The organism is Streptomyces olivochromogenes, from assembly GCF_001514115.1.
Classification (GTDB): Bacteria; Actinomycetota; Actinomycetes; order Streptomycetales; family Streptomycetaceae; genus Streptomyces; species Streptomyces olivochromogenes.
On record NZ_KQ948451.1, the window covers coordinates 194,273 to 209,308 of the forward strand.

A 15,036-nucleotide genomic window follows, 5' to 3' on the forward strand; every position below is an offset into this window, starting at 1 on the left:
TTCGTCACCCGGCTTCTGTCAGTCGGCTGACAAAGACCGGGCCTCGATTCGGCGCCCGGGGCCAATCCGCGGGGGCTCCGGGCCGTCGACCGCCGGTGCCGTCGGGTCCCCGTTGTCACCGAGTGACCATCCACACACCCACGTCTGTCCGCCGTTGACGGGGCGCGGCTCGTTACCGGGCATCTTGCAGAAGGCCCCGGCGTTCACGCCGGGGATGAATGCATCTCAACACTGCACTGACGCGCAACCTCAGAGTGGGCGTTTGTGCTGCTCGATGTACTGGCGGACGATCGCCAACGGCGCTCCGCCGCAGGAGGCGGAGAAGTACGAGGGCGACCACAGGTGCCCGTGCATGATGGCGTGGTTGATGTGGTCGGTGAACTCCTGGTGTATCCGGCGGGCGGAGACGCCGTTGAGGCTGTTGACCAGCTTGCAGACGGCGGCCTTGGGCGGGTGGTTGATCAGGAGGTGGACGTGATCGCGTTCGCCGTTGAACTCCTTCAGCTCCGCCCCGAAGTCCTCGCACACCTTGCGCATGATCTCTTCGCGGCGTGTGGGCATCTCGTCGTTGAAGACCCCTCGCCGGTATTTCGTCACGAAGACCAAGTGCACATGCATCGCTGAAATGACGTGCCTGCCACGTCTGTAGCCGTTCTCGTCATCCATGAGACCAGTCGTATTTAGGATCGTGGTTGTGCAGCTCCGCTACAACTACCGGGCCTACCCGGATGCCGCCCAGCGCCGCGCGCTGGCCCAGGCGTTCGGGTGCGCCCGCGTGGTCTGGAACGACTGCTTGCGCGACCGCAAGGAAGCACACGCGGCCGGGCTGCCGTATGTGACGTCGGCGGATCTGTCCCGGCTCCGCATCACCCAGGCCAAGCGCACCGAGGAACGGGCCTGGCTCGCCGACGTGTCAGCGGTCGTCCTGCAACAGTCCCTCCGGGACCTGGACACCGCCTACAAGAACTTCTTCGACTCGATCAACGGCAAGCGGCAGGGCCGGAAGGTGGGGCCGCCCCGGTACAAGTCGAAGAAAGACACCCGTCAGTCGATCCGCCTCAACACCAACGCCTTCTGTCTCCAGGAGAACGGCACGGTATACGTGGCCAAGGTCGGCAACCTCAAGGTCAAGTGGTCCCGGCGGCTACCGGCCGCGCCCACGTCCCTGACCGTCACCAAGGACAGCTGTGGCCGGTACTTCCTCAGCTTCGTCGTCGACACCGAGCCGGACATCCTCCCCGGGCTGGAGGCGGAGTCCGGTATCGACCTCGGCCTGTCCGCCTTCGCGGTCCTGTCCGACGGCCGGAAGATCGACAGCCCCCGCTTCCTGCGCCGGGCGGAGAAGAAACTCAAGCGCCTTCAGCGGGAGCTGTCCCGCAAGGCCAGGGGTTCGAAGAACAGGGCCAAGGCCCGTATCAAGGTCGCCCGCCAGCACGCCAGGGTGGCGGACCGGCGCCGGGACTTCCACCACAAGGCATCCACACAGATCATCCGTGACAGCCAAGCGGTGTATGTGGAAGACCTCGCGGTGTCCGGTCTCGGCCGCACCCGGCTCGCCAAGTCCGTGTACGACGCGGGATGGTCCGCGTTCGTCGGCATGCTGGAGTACAAGGCGGTCAGGCACGGCCGCACCTTCGCCAGGGTGGACCGCGCTTTCCCGTCCTCTCAGGTCTGCTCGGCCTGCGGATTCCGTGACGGCCCCAAGCCCCTGCACGTCCGGGAGTGGACGTGCGGCGCGTGCGGCACCGTGCACGACCGCGACCACAACGCAGCCCGCAACGTCCTCTTCGAAGGACGCCGTATCGTCGCCGCCGGACGGACGGAGACGCCAAACGCCTCGCAGAGCGCCGGTAAGACCAGGACGAAAGTCCCGGCACAGCGCGTTGAAGCAGGAAGCCCCCGGAAGGGTCAGAAGACCCAGGCCGGAATCCCTGGACTTTAGGCCAGGGAGCACGTCAATTGCCGGTATCGTCTCCGAGCCCCCGACCGCGCCCGCAGAAGGGAGCCGCAGCGATGACCGGATTCCCCACCTCGCAGAGCGAGGACGCGGGCCGCGGAGCGGTCGAGGCGACAGACTCCGTGGCGGACGCGACGGACGCGGTGGCCGCCCAGGAGACGGGCGAGGAGCCCAACGGCCCCTTCAAGGCGATCCCTTCTGGCCTGCACCACCATCTCCGGCCGTTTTTCACCGACATCAGGGAAGAGGTCGTACGGGCGATCAAGACCGAGATCCCGGAGTACGCGCGCCCGACGGACGACACGTACATGCAGGTCGTGCGGCGGGGTGTCGAGCACGCCCTGCAGGGGTTCCTGGAGCGGATGGCGCAGCCGGACACCGACTGGGAGCCGGTGAAGGAGACCTACCGGCGCATCGGGCGGGGCGAGGCGGACGAGGGGCGCAGTCTCGACTCGTTCCAGTCCGCGCTGCGGCTCGGCGCGCGGGTGACATGGCGTCGGATCAACGCGCTGGTCGACGCCGAACTGCTGCCGCGCAATGTGCTGGCCGCGTTCGGCGAGGCGCTGTTCCTGCACTTGGACGAGATGGCGGCCGCGACGACCGCGGGCTACACGGAGGCACGGCTGCACCGGGCGGGCGAGTTGCAGCAGCGGCGGGCCCGGCTCCTCGATCTGCTCACCGCCGATCCGCCGGCGTCGGCCGAGGCGATCAGCGAGCTCGCGCACACCGCGGGGTGGCCGGTGCCGAGGGCGCTGGCGGTGGTCGCGATCGACCGCGGGCCGCGGCCCGCGGCGGCGCGGCCCATCGTGCCGCCGGAGTTCCTCGCCCGGTTCGACGTCCAGCCGGCCGTCCTCGTCGTGCCCGATCCGGAGGGGCCGGGGCGGGCGCGGGCGGTCTCCGGGGCGCTGCACGGGTTACGTACGGCGATGGGGCCCACCGTGGCGCTGCACGAGGGCGCCCGGTCGCTGCGCTGGGCGGCCGAGGCGCTGGAGCTGGTGCGGCGGGGCATCCTGCCCGACACGGAGATGGTGCGCTGCCAGGAGCACCTGGCCACGCTCCTGCTCTTCCGGGACGAGGCGTTGGTGGACGCGATGGCCGAACGCCGTCTGAGCCCGCTGGAGCGGATGCGCTCGCCGCAGCGGGAGCGGCTCGCCGAGACGCTGCTGACCTGGCTGCAGAGCGGCCACAACGCGAGTGAGGTGGCGGCGCGGCTCGCCGTGCACCCGCAGACGGTGCGCTATCGGATGCGGCAGCTGGACGAGTTGTTCGGCGAGCGGCTCCACGATCCGACGGCCCAGTTCGAGATGCAGCTCGCGCTGCGGGCGCTGACGCTGCGGCGGGCCGCCGAGGCTCGGTGACACTCACGCCCTGCGGAGTGTGCGGTTGGCGCCCGCGGCCGCCGTCGTCGCGAGCAGCCAGCCGAGGCAGACCAGGACCGCGGCCGCCCACTGGAGTCCGCCGCGCGGGCTGAACGCCTGCTCCTGTCCGAAGTCGACGAGCGGCAGTACCAGGTCGAAGGTGTAGATGGCGGCCTGGAAGCGGGGCGGCTTGCCCGGGTCGACGGGCTGCGGGGGCCAGCGGGTGAACAGCAGGATCCCGCTGAGCACGATCGCGCACAGCCACCACACGGCGCGCATCGGCAGATAGCCGTAGCCGACGGTGATGTCCTGGAGGCCGCTCCACACCCGCCCCGGCCACGGCAGGGTGGTGCGCAGCCGCCGCTGCTTGGCGAGCAGGACCGTACGGGCATCGCCGTCGTGCCCGTGCTGGCGGTAGGCGGCGGCCAGTTGCTCGTAGGGCTGCGGGGTGAAGCCCTCGGGGTCGCGGCCGAGCAGGGGAAGCCGTTGCGCGGCGGGGAGTTGGGGCAGCAGGCTGTCGTAGACCACGCCCTCCATGCGCAGCGCCGTGGGCCAGCTGTCCGGGGTGCCGCTCAGGACGGTGACGCGGGTGTGGCTGAGGTCGACGGTGCCGCGTACGGGTGCGCGGAAGCGCATGTCGAGTTCGGAGGCGGTGGAGCGGCGGCTGAGGAGGGCGGGCTGTCCGACGGGGGCGTCGATGAGCCCGTCCTTGAAGCAGAACCGGCTGCGTACGGTGACGCTGCTCATGGAGAGCCGGCCGTGCGCGGTGAAACCGTCGCAGAGGTTGAACTCGGCCCCGACGTCTATGCCGTGGGCGCGCAGCGCGGGCCCGTGCTCAGCGGTCAGCGAGGCGTCCTCGAAGAGCGCGCCGCCGCCGACCCGGGCGTCGCACAGATCGACCGTGCCCTCGGCGACGAGGCCGCCGCGGCAGTTCAGGTCGCCCCCTATGTGCAGCCGGTTGGCCTTCAGCGCCATCCCGGTCGGGTTGCGCAGCTCGGCGCGCTTGAGCACGACACTGCCCCGCACGGAGGTGTCCCGCAGGTCGGTGCAGCCGTCGACGCGCAGGCCCGAGCCCGCCTGGATGTCCCCTCCGACGGTGGCGCACAGCAGTTGCAGCGCGCCTTCGCCGCGGCGCTCGCCGTGCCCGGTGAGCGTGCTGTCCTCCAGGTGCAGGGTGCCGCCGATCGAGGCGCCGTAGAGATCGATGGGACCTTCCACCCGGCACCGGGTGAGCTCGCACTGCCGGCCGATCGTGACGCCGACCGCGGAGAGGCCGGGCAGTACGCAGTCGCGCAGCTCCAGCGCCCCCAGGGACGCGCCGTCGAGGCAGGGGACCTGCTCGAAACGGCAGGAGCGCAGCCGTAGTGTCCCCGTGACGACCGCCTCGGCCAGGTCGAGGCGCCCGGTGATCCGTACGTCCCTGAGCCTGAGCCTCGGCAGGTGGCCCGGTTCGGCGGGCGGCGGCGCGAGCAGCAGCCGGCGCACCACCGACGCCCGGACCTCGCCCCCGTCCGCGTACCACTCCCCCCTGCGGAACGCGGCCCACATGCCCCGCTCACTCCCGCTCCAACCACCCGGCGCGAGGCTGCCCGACACGTCAACTCCCCCTCCGGCAACGGAAAACGCAGCATCGCTACCCCAGGGGGCGCGCGGGGCAACCTGAAGCGCCCCGTGACTTCCTGGACAGTCGTCCAGCTATAGTGGACACCTGTCCAGGAAATATCCGTCCAGGGACACCGTGGACAACCGTGTACGAGGGAGCTTGCTGACGATGGAGACGGTCGCGAACGTGCTGGTGGGCCTGGTGGCCGCGCTGCACGCGTACATACTCGTGCTGGAGATGTTCCTGTGGGAGAAGAAGCCGGGGCGCGGCCTGCACGGCTTCGACCCGGAGATGGCCCGGGCGACCGCGCCGTTGGCCGCCAACCAGGGGCTCTACAACGGGTTTCTCGCGGCGGGCCTGGTGTGGGGGCTGATCGCCGCCGATCCGACCGGGTTCCGCGTCCAGGTCTTCTTCCTGGTGTGCGTCGTGGTCGCCGGGGTGTACGGGGCGCTCACCGCCAACCGCCGCATCCTCTTCGCGCAGGCCCTGCCCGGCGCGCTCGCCCTGGCCGCCGTCCTGCTCGCGCGGTGACGCCCGAGGACCCGCGGGCCGCCCGCACCCGCGAGAAGCTGCGCCGGGCGCTCCTCGCGGAGTGCGCCGAGCACCCGCTGGAGGAGGTCGGCGTCGCCGCGCTGGTGCGGCGGGCCGGGGTCGGCCGGGCCACCTTCTACGTGCACTACGCCGACCTGGAGGCACTGGCCGTCGACGCCTGCGCCGATGTCGTACGGGAGGCCGTGGAGGCGCTGCACGCGTGGCGCGGGCGGCCCGACCCGGTGTCCGCGCCGCCCGCCCTGCTCGCGTTCTTCGCCGACCTCGCCCCGCACGCCGGCCTCTACCGCGCGCTGCTGAGCCCGGGTGGGGGCGGCCCGCTCGGGCACGTCCTCCATCGCGACCTGCGCGCCCGCAGCCTGGCCGAGCGCACCCTCGCGGGCGCCGCGGACGCCCCGCTGGTGGCCTCCGCGGTCGCCGCCACGTTCGCGGGGGTGCTCGCCGACTGGCTGCACGGACTCCTTGAGGGCACCCCGGAGGAAGTCGCCGACCAGGTCTGGCAGTTGCTGGTCGCCCTGCACATGAGCCGCTGAAGTCTCACTTGCAGGCCACCCGCTCCTTCGTGGCGGGCCATGCCTCCACCCCGTGGTTCGTGCGTACGTACGCCGTGGCCTTGTCGTCCGTCAGCCAGAGCGCCCAGTCATGGAAGCGGTATCCGGTGTCGTGCGCGACTGCGGGCATACGGACGTCCCCCTTGTACGCCGCGGTGAGCAGCTCGCTCCCGAGCACCCCGTGCGGATCACGGGCGTATTGCCTGACGTCCTTGCGCCCGCCCAACGCGAGGAAGTGGACGCTCTGCCAATCGCAGTGCTCCGGCCCCGTCGAGCTGCTCACCGTCGTGGTGGGCAGGCGACGGCCGTCCCGGTCGGTCCAGATCTCGAACCTGTCGTCCGTGAAACTCGCGGGGAGTTCGGCCGGGTCGCAGGAGGCGTTGGTCTCCGGGCCCCAACCGGGGCGGTCCGGCTGGTCCTTGGCGACGACAACGGCGATCTTGGTCCTGCCGTCGACGTCGTACGAGAACAGGACGCGGCCCGCCGACCTGCGCTCCACCCGGTAGCCGTGATCGGGCAGTTCGGGCTGGTCCATGTCGAAGTACGCGTTCAGGCCCTCCTCCGGCGTCGAGCCGCCGTCACGCTCGGCCCACCCGTCGCCCCCACCTCCCGAGTAGATCGCGCCGTCGCACTCCAACGCCCGGCCGGCCGCGCCCGAGCTCTCCTCGAATTCTCGGGCGCTGCCGTCCGCGCTCTCCCTGAACGGCAGGTCCAGCCGCCCCGCGTACGGCGTCGCCGGTGGCGTACCGGTGACGACGAGGCCCTCGCGCACCCCGTCGTCGTCGCACCCCACCGCCGCCAGTCCCACCAGCGCCACCGCCGCCACGATCCCTTTGCGCATCCCGCCCCCTGTTCGACGAACGCTCGCTGTCCCTCCTCCGACGCACGAGGGACCGTGATCGTTCGTACGGGGGGCGCTGAGCGAGCGTACGGGGGGACGGCGAGCGATCGCACGGGGGACGACGAGCGATCGTCGCTCAGCGAGCCGCCTGGAACGTGCGCCGGTAGGCCCCCGGCGAGACGCCGATCGCCGCGTGCAGGTGCTGGCGGAGCGAGGTGCCCGTCGCGAAACCGACCTCGCCGGCGATCTGGTCCACCGAGAGGTCGCTGGACTCCAGCAGATGGCGGGCCCGGACGACGCGCTGCTGGATGAGCCAGCGGCCGGGGCTCATGCCCACCTCGTCGTTGAAGCGGCGGGCGAAGGTGCGCAGGCTCATGCGGGAGTGTCCCGCGAGATCGGCCAGGGTCAGCGGGTCACCCAGTCGGGCGAGAGCCCACCCACGGGTCGCCGCCGTGCTGGTCGCCGCCGTGTCCGGCACGGGCTGCTCGATGTACTGGGCCTGACCGCCGTCGCGCCAGGGCGGCACCACACAGCGCCGGGCCACCTTGTTGGCCAGCTCGCTGCCGTGGTCGTTGCGCAGGATGTGCAGACAGACGTCGACGCCGGAGGCGGCACCGGCGGAGGTGAGGATCGTGCCGTCGTCCACGAAGAGCACGTCCGCGTCCAGGGACACCCGCGGGAACAGGCGCCGGAAATCGTCGGCCAGCTGCCAGTGCGTGGTCGCCCGCCGCCCGTCCAGGAGACCGGCCGCCGCCAGCACGAACGCGCCCGTGCAGATGGAGACGATGCGGGTGCCCGGGCGGATGAGGGCGAGCGCGGCGGTGACCTCGGCGGGGAGCTCCGCGGTCACGGCGGCCGGGTCCATGGCGGGGATCACCACCGTGTCCGCCGTGCCCAGCACCTCGGGACCGTGCTCGACGGTGACCGAGAAGTCCGCGTTGCAGCGCACCGGGCGACCGTCGACGGTGCAGGTCAGCACCTCGTACCGGCCGTCCGCGGCGCCGAAGATCCGGCTGGGGATGCCCAGCTCGAAGGGGTAGACACCGTCCAGCGCCAGGACGACCACGCGCTCCACACGCTCCACTCGACTCATGGCACGATCCTATCGAAGGTTGGCAATCTTGCCATTTCGCGGAGCGCGCCGGCCCGGCACGCTGTCTTCATGAGCACTGCGAACACGATGCGCGCGATCAGTCAGGACGTCCTCGGCGGGCCCGAGGTACTCAAGGAAGTGGAGACGGAGCGGCCGGCACCCGGGCCGAGCGAGGTACTGGTGCGGGTGCGGGCGGCCGGGGTCAACCCGACCGACTGGAAGCACCGGGCGACGGGCGGATTCCTGGGGCAGCCGCCCTTCGTCCTGGGCTGGGACGTCTCCGGAGTGGTGGAGGCCGTCGGGGTCGGCGTCACCCTGTACGAGCCCGGCGACGAGGTCTTCGGCATGCTGCCCTACCCGTTCGGGCACGGCTCGCACGCCGAGTACGTGACCGCGTCCGCCCGCTCCTTCGCGCCCAAGCCGGCCGGGATCGACCACACGGAGGCGGGCGCCCTGCCGCTGGTCTCGCTGACCGCCTGGCAGGCGCTGGTCGACACGGCCGATCTGCGGCCGGGGCAGCGGGTGCTGATCCACGCCGCGGCCGGCGGCGTCGGGCATGTGGCCGTACAGATCGCCAAGGCGCGCGGCGCGTATGTGATCGGCACGGCGAGCGCGGGCAAGCACGAGTTCCTGCGCGGCCTCGGCGCCGACGAGCTGATCGACTACCGGGAGACCGACTTCACCGAGGCGGTCCGGGACGTCGACGTCGTCCTGGACACGATCGGCGGGGAGAACACCTTCAGCTCGCTGCGTGTGCTGCGCGAGGGCGGGATCGTGGTGTCGATCCTGCCGATGGGGCCGGAGGAGCTCTACAAGGAAGCCGCGGCGCTCGGTGTGCGGGCGGCGCGGATGCTGGTGGAGGCGGACCACGCGGGCATGCGGGCGGTCGCGGACCTCGTCGACGCGGGCAAGCTGCGCGCGACGATCGCCGGGACGTTCCCCCTGGCCGACGCCGCCGAGGCGCACGCGCTCGGCGACACCGGCCGGACCACGGGGAAGCTCGTGCTCACGGTCGACTAGAGGGCAAGTACGGGTTGTCGACTAGAAGGTCAGTACGGGCTTGATCGTCTTGCCCGCCTTCATGTCCCGCACCGCCTGCTCGATGTCCGCGAACGGATAGTGGCTGATCAGGCGGTGCAGCGGGAGCCGCCCCTCCTTCACGAGCTGGACCAGCCCGGGGATGAAGGTCTGGGTCTCGCCGTCCCCCAGGGTGAGGCCGACGATCCGCTTTCCTGGGATCAACCCGTTGACGTCCAGGGCGACTTCGGTACCGAAGGGCGGGGCGCCGACCACGACCAGGGTGCCGCGCGCGGCGAGCGCGTCGGCGCCCTGGCGCAGTACGGCGACGCTGCCGGTGGTCTCGACGACACCGTCGGCACCGTGACCGTCCGTCAGCAGCGCGACAGCCTCGCCGAGGTCGGCCTCGCCCGCGTCGATCGTGTGCGTCGCACCCAACTCCTCGGCCAGGGTGAGACGTTCGGCGACCCGGTCGACCACGATGATCCTCGTGGCGGGGGTCAGGGCGGCGGCCATCACCGCGGACAGGCCGACCGCCCCGGCACCGAGCACGACGAGGGTGTCGCCGAGCCTGGGCTTCAGCACGTTCCAGACCGCACCGACCCCGGTCTGCACCCCGCAGCCCAGGGGGGCGACGGACTCCAGCGGCACATCGGGGTCGACCTTCACCAGGCTGCGCGCGTCGACCAGCGCCCGCTCGGCGAAGGAGGACTGCCCGAAGAAGTGCCCGCCGAGCGGGGCCCCGGCACGGCTGATCGTGCTGGTGCCGTCGGCGCGCCGGCCGCCGATGAGGTTCAGCGGCAGCCAGGTGGCGCAGTAGGCGGGGTGCCCGTCACGGCAGTTGCGGCAGCCACCGCAGGAGGTGAAGGACAGGACGACATGGTCGCCGGGGGCAACGCCGCCGACGTCCGGGCCGACGGCCTCGACGACGCCCGCTCCCTCGTGGCCGAGGACGCCGGGCAGCGGGAAGGGCAGACCGCCGCCCGCCACACCGAGGTCGGTGTGGCACAGGCCGGTCGCCACCATACGGACGAGGACTTCGCCGGAGCCGGGCTCGTCGAGTTCGACATCGGCGAGCGTGAACGGCGCGCCTGAGGACTCGACCACGGCCGCGCGAGTGGGGGTGGACATCGTACGAACTCCCTTTTGTGATGGTGCGCGGCTCAGTCGAGCGAGACGACGACGGACTTGACCTTGGTGTAGGAGGCGAGGGCCTCGGGCCCGTACTCCCGGCCGAAGCCGGAGTCCTTGACCCCGCCGAAGGGGACCGCCGGGTCGAGCATCGCCCAGTCGTTGATCCAGACGATGCCCGCCTGGAGCCGGTCGGCGACGCGGTGCGCGCGGGTGAGGTCGGTGGTCTGGATGCCCGAAGCCAGGCCGTACGGGGTCGAGTTGGCCAGTTCGACGGCCTCGTCCTCGGAGTCGAAGGGCTGGACGGTGAGGACCGGGCCGAAGATCTCCTCCTGGATCACGCGGGAGTCGTTCGGCAGGCCCGCGAGGACCGTGGGCTTGTAGTAGTAGCCGCCGTTCAGGTCGAGCCGCTCGCCGCCGCAGACGATGCGGGCGCCCTCCTTGCGGGCCAGTTCGACGTACTCCTCGACCTTCCGGAGGTGCCGCTCCCCCGCCATCGGACCGACGACGGTCTCGGGGGCGCGGGGGTCGCCGACCGGGACGCCGGGCACGGCGTCGGCGAGGATGTTCAGCAGGGTGCTGTACACCGAGCGCGCCACCAGCAGCCGCGGGCCGCCCATGCAGAACTGCCCGGTGTTGAAGACGAATCCCTTGATGACCGCGCCGACCGCCTTCTCCAGGTCGGCGTCCTCGAAGACGACGTGAGCCGCGTTGCCGCCCAGTTCCATGGTGACCGGCTTGAGCGCCTGGCCCGCGACGCTCGCGGCGTGCCGGCCGACGGCGGTCGAACCGGTGAAGGCGAGCTTGTCGATGCCGGGGTTGCGCAGCAGTGCCTCGCCCGCGACCGGTCCGCTGCCGGTGACGACGTTCACCACACCGTCCGGGACCCCGGCCTCCTGGAGCAGGCGGGCCATGTACAGGGCGCTGAGCGGGGTCTCGTCGGCGGGCTTGTGCACCACGGTGTTGCCGGCCGCGAGGGCCGGGGCGAGCTTCGAACTGGAGAGGATCAGCGGGAAGTTGAAGGGTGTGATCGCGGCGACCACGCCGAGCGGCCCCCGGCGCGTGTAGGCGAAGGCGCCCAGCGGGGTGTCGCGGGTGGCGCCGTCCAGGGTCTGGGCGAGCGCGGCGCAGTACTCGTACTCGTCGGCCGCCGTGAGCACGTCGACGGGGCGGCACAGCGAGATGGGCTTGCCGACGTCGAGGCTCTCCAGGGCGGCGAGCTCGTCGGCGTTCTCGCGGATCAGCTCCGAGACGCGGTGCAGCACCCTGCCCCGCTCCCGTCCGCTCAGACCGGCCCAGGGGCCGTGGTCGAAGGCCTCCCGCGCGGCGCGTACGGCGGCGTCCACGTCCGCCGCACCCGCCTCGGCGACCGTCGTGACCACCTGGCCGGTGGACGGGTCGATCACGTCCGTACGCGCTCCGTCGGCCGCCTCGCGCCACTGTCCGCCGATGAACAGCCGCCCGGGCCCGCTCTCGAAGGTGGTCGTCATTGCCCACTCCTCAGCCTTGATCGCCAAGATTTCAACCAACAGGATTCCTGTCGGTCCGCAGTCTCGTTACGGACAGGAATCCTGTCAATGGCTTAGGCTGGACCCATGGTCGGCACCCAGGCAACGAAGGCACCTCCGTCCCTGCTCTACATGGTCAAGCAGGTGGAGCTCGTCGTGCGCTCCCACCTCGACGAACTGGTGAAGCCGTCGGGGATCACCGCACTGCAGTACACGTCACTGACCGTGCTGGAGCGACACGACGGCCTCTCGGCGGCACAGCTCGCGCGGGACTCCTTCGTGACCGCGCAGTCGATGGCCGACCTGGTGCGCTCACTGGAGAACCGTGGACTGATCCGCCGCGAGCGCAATCCACACAACCGGCGCGAGCTGCTGATCCTGCTCACCGACGAGGGGCGCGAGCTACTGGCGCGGTACACCGACGCGGTACGTGAGCTGGAGGAACGCATGGTGCGCGGGCTCAGCGCACACCAGACGGATCAGTTCCGCCAGGCTCTGTCCAAGGCGTGGCACGCTCTGTCGTGATCCGCGTGGCCAACCCGAGGGGCGACTCGCCCTCCAAATCGCAGACATATGTCAATCGAACATATCGAAGGTGGCCGTCCGACCTGCGGAAACGCTAGATCACGCCACCCCAGTCAGCGCCAAGTCAGCACGGTGCAGGGTCAGCGCCGCATCCATCACCATGACCGCCCGGCCGGTGGCGTCAGGGGTGAGGTGCCCGTACGTGTCCGCCGTCTCCGTGATGCTCTTGTGCCCCAGCCACCGGGACACGTCCAAGAGTGGCAAGCCATTGCTGAGCGCGGTCGAGGCGAACCAGTGGCGCAGGTCGCGAGGCGACCATTCGTAACCCAGGGTATTCACTACCTTACGGAAGCTAGACGGAGAGCGCCCACTCCCGGCGGAACTCGTCCGCGATGTCCTGCACCTGGTGAGCAGACGGGAGGAGCATCTCATCCACAGCCCGGCTCGGCAGCAGGGGCAGTTCGAGCCACGCCTCCGCGTACGTCCGGAGCGGTACGGCGCCCCGCTTGGGATCGAGGTACGTGCCTTCCCGCTTGACGCTCTCCATCTCTACGCCGTGGTCGTCGCCCTCGCGCTTGGTCGGGAATGACCTCTCGCGTTGCCGACCGGACCGGCCTCCCGGCTCCCGGTATCTGACCGTCCAGGGGTGGCCGCATCTGGTCTTCTCACACGGATAGTTCTTATTCTTGTCGTCGGTCTTGCACTTCTGGAAGACGGTGGCCAAGTGGCGTCCTTTCGGTCTTGGGATCTGGGCGTCAAGCTCACCCGTAATTGCGATCGAGGTAGGTCACGACATCGCGCTCTCGGAAGCGCAGGAGGCGCCCGACTTTCTGCGGCTTGAGCCCCCAGGCGCGGTACTTGTTCTTGACGGTGATCTCGCTGACCCTGAGCCATACAGCCACTTCTTCCGGCGTCAGCAGCCGGTTGCTCCCACCGGCGGTCAAGGCGCCACCCGTCCGTCTGTCTCCGCCAGATCCCAGACAGGCACGGAGTCGGCGAGCAGACCATAGGGGACAGCCAACCGGGGACGGAAATGGGCGGGGGGTATCGCGGATCGACACATAGGTGGATTTCCTTGAGGAGGATCGCACAGAGAGACTGAGCAGGATCAACAACACCAGAGAGACCACGTCAACTCGACGTGGATATTGCTGCCTTTCAGCGAATGGCGCTGCCGATTTTAAAGGCCGTCCCGCAATGATCAACTGACTCGGCATGGTCAGCATCGAGGATGCCCACCTTGGGTCGGTCTATCCGGCGAGCGCGAGGTTGTGCAGTCGGGCTATGCCGAGCATGGCGTGGTGAACGCCGTCGCCCTTGAGGCGGCAGTCGCGGAGGATCTTCCAGCTCTTCAGGCGGGCGAAGGCGTGTTCGACGCCGGCGCGGACCTTGCGGTGTGAGCGGTTGTGCTCCTCTTTCCAGGCCGGGAGTTCGGCCTGGCCTGGTTCACGGCGGTGCGGGATCACCAGGCCAGTGCCGCGGTATCCGCCGTCAGCGATCACCGTGGTGTTGCCGACGACGGCCTTGGCTCCGGACAACTCCCATGCCTTGCAGTCGTTGCGGTTGCCAGGTAGAGGCCGGCCAACTGCGACGACCAGCCGTGTATCGGCGTCGATGACGACCTGGTGGTTGGTGGAGTACCGGTAGTTTTTCGACTGCTCCGCCACCGCATGGTCACGTGTGGGTACCAGGGTGCCGTCCACGATGAGCACGGTGTCCTTGCGGAACCGTCGGCGCGGCCTCAGTGCGAGCAGCGGTGCGATTCGGTTGATGATGCGGTCGGCCGCAGACTTCGAGATTCCGAACAGCGGCGCGAGCTGGCGCAGTGTCAAGTTGGTGCGCCAGTACGCCGCGACCAGCAGGACGCGGTCCTCCAGGGGCAGGCTCCACGGCCGACCTCGGCGGACCGTGTCCGCTCCCTCGCGACGCAGGGCGGTAACCAGCTTGCCGAAGCAGCGCGGGGCTCAGCCCGGTGAACGGGCCTATCCAGGACGGCTGTGACGCCGTGATCACACCAGCCACGAGAAGGTCCTCCCACCGTGCTGCGAACTGCCCGAGACGGAGGCACACATGGAGACAGACTTGGTCAGTCGTCTGGAAGAGGCGGCGAATCGTTTCGTGATCCCCCTGCGCATGAACGAGGGGTTCGATGAGCAGGCGCTCCTTCAGCTACAGGAGGAGATCGATCGCTGCGGGACGGCGTGGAGGGAAGGAACCCACGTACCGAAGCGTGCGGCGTTGATTCTCGCCGAACTCTTTCCAGCGATCGAGGCTTGCGCATGGCTGTACGAAGGGAAAATGCGCCAGCGGATCCAGGAGGCGGGAGCGATGGTGTCTGAGGCGGTGACCGCTGCTCTGGACTGAGCGCCTTCCTTTAGGCCCCAGCGCGAAGGGGCGCGAGCAGGCAGCTCAGCAGGCGCTGGGGACGAGCCCAGTGTTGCGGGACAACTCTTACTAGCTCTAACAAAAGCTGTTGATCATGTGACTGTTGGCTTGTCTGTTCGTTGGTCTGGTTGTGGGGAAACGTCAGTCGCGGCCTTGGATCATCTCCGATGAACTGTGGTCGCTCATCGAGCCGTTGCTGCCCAAGCCTCCGCCGAAGCTGGTCGAGGGCAGACCTCGAGTGCCTGACCGGCAGGCGCTGTGCGGGATCCTCTTCGTCCTGCACACGGGAATCCAGTGGGAGTACCTGCCCCAGGAGCTGGGCTTCGGTTCGGGTATGACCTGCTGGCGGCGCCTGGCGGCCTGGAACGAGGCCGGCGTCCGGGACCAGTTGCATGTGCTGCTGCTGGAGAAACTGCGGTCGAAGGACAAGCTGGACTGGTCGAGGGCGGTGATCGACTCCTCCCACGTCAGGGCTGCCCGGCGGAGCCCAAAAGCGGACCCAGCCCGGTCGACCACGG

Annotated in this window: 16 protein-coding genes and 2 pseudogenes; 8 read left to right on the forward strand and 10 right to left on the reverse strand. The window is 70.0% G+C overall.

The genetic code is table 11. From position 1 onward, the window contains the following. Positions 1 to 249 precede the first annotated feature (249 nt). The gene (gene tnpA, locus AQJ27_RS00885; protein ID WP_067360178.1) at positions 250 to 666 is read right to left on the reverse strand and encodes an IS200/IS605 family transposase; all 417 of its coding nucleotides are present in this window, start codon (positions 664 to 666) and stop codon (positions 250 to 252) included. Positions 667 to 694: 28 nt separating this feature from the next. On the opposite strand from tnpA, the gene AQJ27_RS00890 reads away from it, so the two are divergent. Then, positions 695 to 1,942 carry an RNA-guided endonuclease InsQ/TnpB family protein gene (locus AQJ27_RS00890; protein ID WP_067360180.1) on the forward strand — a complete coding sequence of 416 codons (1,248 nt, stop codon included), beginning with the start codon at positions 695 to 697 and terminating at the stop codon, positions 1,940 to 1,942. 71 nt (positions 1,943 to 2,013) lie between these two features. After that, entirely contained in the window at positions 2,014 to 3,315 is a 1,302-nt protein-coding gene (locus tag AQJ27_RS00895) for a PucR family transcriptional regulator (protein ID WP_079064717.1), read from the forward strand. Positions 3,316 to 3,318: 3 nt separating this feature from the next. Here the strand turns inward: AQJ27_RS00895 and AQJ27_RS00900 are convergent, their stop codons facing one another. Beyond that, on the reverse strand, positions 3,319 to 4,911 hold the full coding sequence (locus AQJ27_RS00900; protein WP_159064305.1) for an oxidoreductase: 1,593 nt from the start codon (positions 4,909 to 4,911) through the stop codon (positions 3,319 to 3,321). Positions 4,912 to 5,086: 175 nt separating this feature from the next. On the opposite strand from AQJ27_RS00900, the gene AQJ27_RS00905 reads away from it, so the two are divergent. Continuing rightward, positions 5,087 to 5,449 (forward strand): DUF1304 domain-containing protein, encoded by a 363-nt coding sequence (locus tag AQJ27_RS00905; RefSeq protein ID WP_067360185.1) that lies wholly within the window; start codon positions 5,087 to 5,089, stop codon positions 5,447 to 5,449. After that, positions 5,446 to 6,000 carry a TetR/AcrR family transcriptional regulator gene (locus tag AQJ27_RS00910; RefSeq protein WP_067360187.1) on the forward strand — a complete coding sequence of 185 codons (555 nt, stop codon included), beginning with the start codon at positions 5,446 to 5,448 and terminating at the stop codon, positions 5,998 to 6,000. Before AQJ27_RS00905 ends, AQJ27_RS00910 begins: the two co-directional genes overlap by 4 nt. A gap of 4 nt (positions 6,001 to 6,004) precedes the next feature. Here AQJ27_RS00910 and AQJ27_RS00915 read toward each other — a convergent pair whose 3' ends face one another. Beyond that, on the reverse strand, positions 6,005 to 6,859 hold the full coding sequence (locus AQJ27_RS00915; RefSeq protein ID WP_067360189.1) for a hypothetical protein: 855 nt from the start codon (positions 6,857 to 6,859) through the stop codon (positions 6,005 to 6,007). 136 nt (positions 6,860 to 6,995) lie between these two features. Continuing rightward, positions 6,996 to 7,952: a GlxA family transcriptional regulator gene (locus AQJ27_RS00920; RefSeq protein WP_067360191.1), complete on the reverse strand. Its 957-nt coding sequence runs from the start codon at positions 7,950 to 7,952 to the stop codon at positions 6,996 to 6,998. A 69-nt stretch (positions 7,953 to 8,021) separates the two neighbouring features. Here AQJ27_RS00920 and AQJ27_RS00925 point away from each other — a divergent pair, with 69 nt between their 5' ends. Further along, a complete protein-coding gene (locus AQJ27_RS00925) occupies positions 8,022 to 8,972 on the forward strand; it encodes an NADP-dependent oxidoreductase (protein ID WP_067360193.1) in 951 nt (316 codons plus the stop codon). 21 nt (positions 8,973 to 8,993) lie between these two features. Here the strand turns inward: AQJ27_RS00925 and AQJ27_RS00930 are convergent, their stop codons facing one another. Together AQJ27_RS00930 and AQJ27_RS00935 are read right to left on the reverse strand one after the other, a co-directional pair. After that, the gene (locus AQJ27_RS00930) at positions 8,994 to 10,100 is read right to left on the reverse strand and encodes an NAD(P)-dependent alcohol dehydrogenase (protein ID WP_067360195.1); all 1,107 of its coding nucleotides are present in this window, start codon (positions 10,098 to 10,100) and stop codon (positions 8,994 to 8,996) included. Positions 10,101 to 10,132: 32 nt separating this feature from the next. Next, complete coding sequence (locus tag AQJ27_RS00935) at positions 10,133 to 11,590, reverse strand: aldehyde dehydrogenase family protein (RefSeq protein WP_067360200.1); 1,458 nt, start codon at positions 11,588 to 11,590, stop codon at positions 10,133 to 10,135. Between the two features lie 105 nt (positions 11,591 to 11,695). Here AQJ27_RS00935 and AQJ27_RS00940 point away from each other — a divergent pair, with 105 nt between their 5' ends. Then, positions 11,696 to 12,133 carry a MarR family winged helix-turn-helix transcriptional regulator gene (locus AQJ27_RS00940; protein ID WP_067360202.1) on the forward strand — a complete coding sequence of 146 codons (438 nt, stop codon included), beginning with the start codon at positions 11,696 to 11,698 and terminating at the stop codon, positions 12,131 to 12,133. Between the two features lie 99 nt (positions 12,134 to 12,232). On the opposite strand, the gene AQJ27_RS00945 is transcribed toward AQJ27_RS00940, so the two are convergent. The 4 genes and pseudogenes from AQJ27_RS00945 to AQJ27_RS00960 form a co-directional block, all read right to left on the reverse strand. Next, the gene (locus AQJ27_RS00945) at positions 12,233 to 12,472 is read right to left on the reverse strand and encodes a tyrosine-type recombinase/integrase (RefSeq protein WP_067360204.1); all 240 of its coding nucleotides are present in this window, start codon (positions 12,470 to 12,472) and stop codon (positions 12,233 to 12,235) included. A 13-nt stretch (positions 12,473 to 12,485) separates the two neighbouring features. Further along, positions 12,486 to 12,857 (reverse strand): hypothetical protein, encoded by a 372-nt coding sequence (locus AQJ27_RS57195; RefSeq protein WP_067360206.1) that lies wholly within the window; start codon positions 12,855 to 12,857, stop codon positions 12,486 to 12,488. Between the two features lie 37 nt (positions 12,858 to 12,894). Then, a complete protein-coding gene (locus AQJ27_RS00955) occupies positions 12,895 to 13,077 on the reverse strand; it encodes a helix-turn-helix domain-containing protein (RefSeq protein WP_079064719.1) in 183 nt (60 codons plus the stop codon). 306 nt (positions 13,078 to 13,383) lie between these two features. Next, positions 13,384 to 14,155: pseudogene (locus AQJ27_RS00960) on the reverse strand (transposase). Between the two features lie 48 nt (positions 14,156 to 14,203). Between AQJ27_RS00960 and AQJ27_RS00965 the strand changes: the two are divergent. After that, complete coding sequence (locus AQJ27_RS00965) at positions 14,204 to 14,497, forward strand: hypothetical protein (RefSeq protein ID WP_067360208.1); 294 nt, start codon at positions 14,204 to 14,206, stop codon at positions 14,495 to 14,497. Between the two features lie 151 nt (positions 14,498 to 14,648). After that, positions 14,649 to 15,036: pseudogene (locus AQJ27_RS00970) on the forward strand (transposase); the annotation flags it as partial.

Bases quoted from the DNA above. Each gene is read 5' to 3' on its own strand.
- AQJ27_RS00920 (WP_067360191.1), bottom strand. From the start codon at position 7,952: ATGAGTCGAGTGGAGCGTGTGGAGCGCGTGGTCGTCCTGGCGCTGGAC.
- AQJ27_RS00940 (WP_067360202.1), top strand. From the start codon at position 11,696: ATGGTCGGCACCCAGGCAACGAAGGCACCTCCGTCCCTGCTCTACATG.
- AQJ27_RS00965 (WP_067360208.1), top strand. From the start codon at position 14,204: ATGGAGACAGACTTGGTCAGTCGTCTGGAAGAGGCGGCGAATCGTTTC.
- AQJ27_RS00930 (WP_067360195.1), bottom strand. From the start codon at position 10,100: ATGTCCACCCCCACTCGCGCGGCCGTGGTCGAGTCCTCAGGCGCGCCG.
- AQJ27_RS00895 (WP_079064717.1), top strand. From the start codon at position 2,014: ATGACCGGATTCCCCACCTCGCAGAGCGAGGACGCGGGCCGCGGAGCG.
- AQJ27_RS00915 (WP_067360189.1), bottom strand. From the start codon at position 6,859: ATGCGCAAAGGGATCGTGGCGGCGGTGGCGCTGGTGGGACTGGCGGCG.
- AQJ27_RS00935 (WP_067360200.1), bottom strand. From the start codon at position 11,590: ATGACGACCACCTTCGAGAGCGGGCCCGGGCGGCTGTTCATCGGCGGA.
- AQJ27_RS00925 (WP_067360193.1), top strand. From the start codon at position 8,022: ATGAGCACTGCGAACACGATGCGCGCGATCAGTCAGGACGTCCTCGGC.
- tnpA (WP_067360178.1), bottom strand. From the start codon at position 666: ATGGATGACGAGAACGGCTACAGACGTGGCAGGCACGTCATTTCAGCG.
- AQJ27_RS00905 (WP_067360185.1), top strand. From the start codon at position 5,087: ATGGAGACGGTCGCGAACGTGCTGGTGGGCCTGGTGGCCGCGCTGCAC.